Origin of the sequence: Endozoicomonas sp. YOMI1 (assembly GCF_024606345.1) — a bacterium.
Lineage (GTDB): Bacteria > Pseudomonadota > Gammaproteobacteria > Pseudomonadales > Endozoicomonadaceae > Endozoicomonas.
Genome location: NZ_JAHHPM010000208.1, coordinates 1 through 3029 on the forward strand (window position 1 = coordinate 1; position 3029 = coordinate 3029).

The 3029-nt window shown below is 44.0% G+C and carries 3 protein-coding genes and 3 pseudogenes; 3 read left to right on the forward strand and 3 right to left on the reverse strand.

Annotation, left to right across the window (positions count from 1 at the left end):
• Together KDK15_RS07085 and KDK15_RS07090 are read left to right on the forward strand one after the other, a co-directional pair.
• Nucleotides 1-217, forward strand: a pseudogene (locus KDK15_RS07085) (IS110 family transposase); the annotation flags it as partial.
• Nucleotides 218-298: 81 nt separating this feature from the next.
• Nucleotides 299-436, forward strand: a pseudogene (locus tag KDK15_RS07090) (single-stranded DNA-binding protein); the annotation flags it as partial.
• Between the two features lie 73 nt (nt 437-509).
• On the opposite strand, the gene KDK15_RS07095 reads toward KDK15_RS07090, so the two are convergent.
• The 3 genes from KDK15_RS07095 to KDK15_RS07105 all read right to left on the reverse strand — a co-directional run bounded on the left by KDK15_RS07095 (nt 510) and on the right by KDK15_RS07105 (nt 2056).
• Nucleotides 510-1190 (reverse strand): HNH endonuclease, encoded by a 681-nt coding sequence (locus tag KDK15_RS07095; RefSeq protein ID WP_257294664.1) that lies wholly within the window; start codon nt 1188-1190, stop codon nt 510-512.
• A 168-nt stretch (nt 1191-1358) separates the two neighbouring features.
• Complete coding sequence (locus tag KDK15_RS07100) at nt 1359-1682, reverse strand: hypothetical protein (RefSeq protein ID WP_257294665.1); 324 nt, start codon at nt 1680-1682, stop codon at nt 1359-1361.
• 158 nt (nt 1683-1840) lie between these two features.
• Nucleotides 1841-2056 carry a hypothetical protein gene (locus KDK15_RS07105; protein ID WP_257294666.1) on the reverse strand — a complete coding sequence of 72 codons (216 nt, stop codon included), beginning with the start codon at nt 2054-2056 and terminating at the stop codon, nt 1841-1843.
• 77 nt (nt 2057-2133) lie between these two features.
• Between KDK15_RS07105 and KDK15_RS07110 the strand changes: the two are divergent.
• Nucleotides 2134-3029 (forward strand): annotated as a pseudogene (locus tag KDK15_RS07110) (hypothetical protein); the annotation flags it as partial.

The following is a 3029-nucleotide window of genomic DNA, read 5'->3' on the forward strand; positions in this document are numbered from 1 at the left end:
GTACCAAAGCCTGGTCATTCGCAGGGGTCATAAGCGGAGTCTGATTGCCATAGCTCACAAGCTCATTCGAGTAATTTATACCTTACTAAAGCGACGACAGCCTTATATTAATCCTGACATAGATTACGAGGGTTTGATGGTCAGGAAGAATGCTGCGCGCTGGTTGAACAAACTGGTTGATTACGGCTACCTGGCTCAGGCTCAGGCTCAGCAATAAGCCTGAGTCTTTATTAATACGACAGTTCCTTGTTCTGTACAGGGAAGCTGCTTGCACCTTCGGTTCAGGGATTTTCACGGCAAAGGATCGAAGGTCTACCTTGAGGGGAAGTTGCAAACCCGGAAATGGCAGGGGCAGGTTGGTCAGGATCGTTATACGACGGAAATCGTTGTTGATGGTTTTAATGGGCAGCTGCAAATGCTTGATGGTGTAAGGGGCAAAGATATTTTTGGCAACCAGGGTCAGAGTGTAGTGCATAACTTTTATGATGCTGAATAAAAGCTCAGTAATATTACTCGCGAATCAGCCTGCTGTTCTTGCCGTATAATTCTTCAAGTTTAGATGCCATTGACTGCCCATAGTGAAATTCTCTGTGGCAGTTTGGGCAAAGAGCTATAGCATTAGTTACAGTATCAGAGCCACCATCTGCTAAATGTTTTAAGTGGTGTACTTCCAAAAATGGTTCGCCTTCAGCGGTAAGAAATGGTGCGATATTATCGCAGTTCTCACAACGACCCTCAGCTTCCTTTAGTACCCAAGCTTTAACTCTGGGATCGCGTTGATATTTTGTTACTTGAGAGGTAACAGAATTAGGCCTGATCTCTCCAGAAGGTTTCGAAAATGATTTTTTCTTCTTCAGTTCCCAAACCTGACCTTCAAATGTGGCTTGACCAACATAACTTTTACCTTCTACCTTTGAGACAAGCCGTTCAATAATCTCAATATGGTTGGAGCCAACATGCTTAGCGGGCTTTAAACCTTTTACCCACTTTCTACCCATGAGTGACATGACATAAGAGATGTTTTGCATTCGGTATTCAAATGCTTTTTCTGTTCTACCAAACCTTTTTGAAAGCTCAGAATAATAGCTTTTTTTTATGTAAGGTTCAGCCATTGAATCTTTCTTGCGCATATCCATGTAAGCAAGCACAGATGCTTCAAGTTCTTCTTCAGTCCATATTGCTGACATCATTATTTCCTTAGTTGTGTTTGCTCGACTAGATTGTCCAGTTAGCTTTATTAATAATTTGATTTATCCTACGTTTTTGTACCCTGACTGCAAACTGGTATTCGTACTTACGTAGATAAAAAAACCAAGTGAGAAGCAGTCTCATTAATGCAAGATAAAGTCGATCTAATATCAGTAGTAATGTCTTGAACCACTTGCAGGGTACTCATGACCATCTACATCTATCCACGACATTGGCAAGGATGCCTTGTATCGTATTTGTCGCTTAGGATCAGAGGTTTTCTTTGATGTAGAAGCTTCCTGACCTATTTCACCAATTGGCAGAAAAGCGATTTCGGATAAGTGTGGAGCCAAGTATGGTTGATTTTTACTATTGTCATTTGGAGCCAGTCGTTTATATAAAATTTGTACAACACCTGACTTTTCAAAAATTTCTTTTAGTTGAGAAATGGTCAGAGTAAGACCTCCATTAGTGTCGTATATACGTTTTTTCATAACCTATGCACCTGAAAAAATACAGTCTTAAATGACGTGTATCTCGATAAAAATACAAGACATAGGTACAACTTTACTGGGTTAATTGGAAGGGGTCTATCAGATTCAGATAACGGATAGTTGATTCAAAAATCCCTTCAACAACCAATCTAACGGCTTTAGACTAACATTTTGTCCAGCTGGCTCCTATCAGCCAGCAACCTCTCAAACTCCTTTGCTGAATCTGTCTCAAAACAAATATCAACCACCTCCTGATAGTCATCCCCCGGAAAGGTTTCCATCAACATCAGTGTATACCGACAAGCGTCTTCAATATCACGCTCACTTTCAAGAGCAGGTAGCACACAGATTTTCAGAAGCTTGTAATCACTCATACATACAAATGATGGTAAGTTCTCAGAAAGTGCTGACATAAAGCAAAATACACGGCTATGGTCTATCCTTTTCCACCATGAGTTTTCCTTTTCCTGTAACCAGTGCCCAGCATGACCATCCAGGCCAAAAAGTCCTGGATTATCTTGCTCAGCTCCAGCAGCACAACACATTGCTCAAGGAGTCGCTGGCTTTGTCCCAGAAAGCATTGGCTCTGTCCCAGAAAGAGAACGTTCTCCAGAAGGAGTTGATTGCCAGGCTGCAGGCACAAGGCGTTCAGCAGCAAGAGCAGATCACTCAGCTACAGGAGAAAGACGAAGCCCTTGAGGCTGAAATCCGCCGTCTTAAAAAGCTGCCTCCCAAGCCCGACATCAAACCAAATACCAAGCCCCCTGATGACTCAGACGGCCCTCCCGGTACTCCACCGGCAACCGGTCAAGGTGATGAAGCTGATCCGGATGGTGTCCCAAAACATAAGGTCAGCAAACCGGATGAAAGTACTCGTAATCAGCGCAAGCAACCCACAAAGCCACCTCCTGAAAAGAGCATACGTGTCCCGGCCTGTGGTGTTCCTCCGGGATCTACCTGGAACGGCACTACCCCATTCTATGTACAAGATCTGGTGATCAAGGCAACCAGTGTCGAATATTTGCTTGATCAATGGATAACACCGGACGGGAAAACAGTCACTGCCAAGCCTCCAGCGAATTTGCACGGGCACCATTATGGCCCGACATTGCAAGCCTACATTCTTCACCAGTATTTCGGTTGTGGTGTTACCCAACCGCAACTGCTGGAATGGCTCTGGGATATTGGCCTCTCCATCTCGCCGGGGGAACTGAGCAACCTGATCACTAAAGGGCATGAGCAGTTTCAAAGTGAGAAGGATGAGATTCTGGTCACAGGCCTGCATTGCTCAAGCTACATTCAGACAGACGACACAGGGGCAAGGCATCAAGGACAAAATGGTTACTG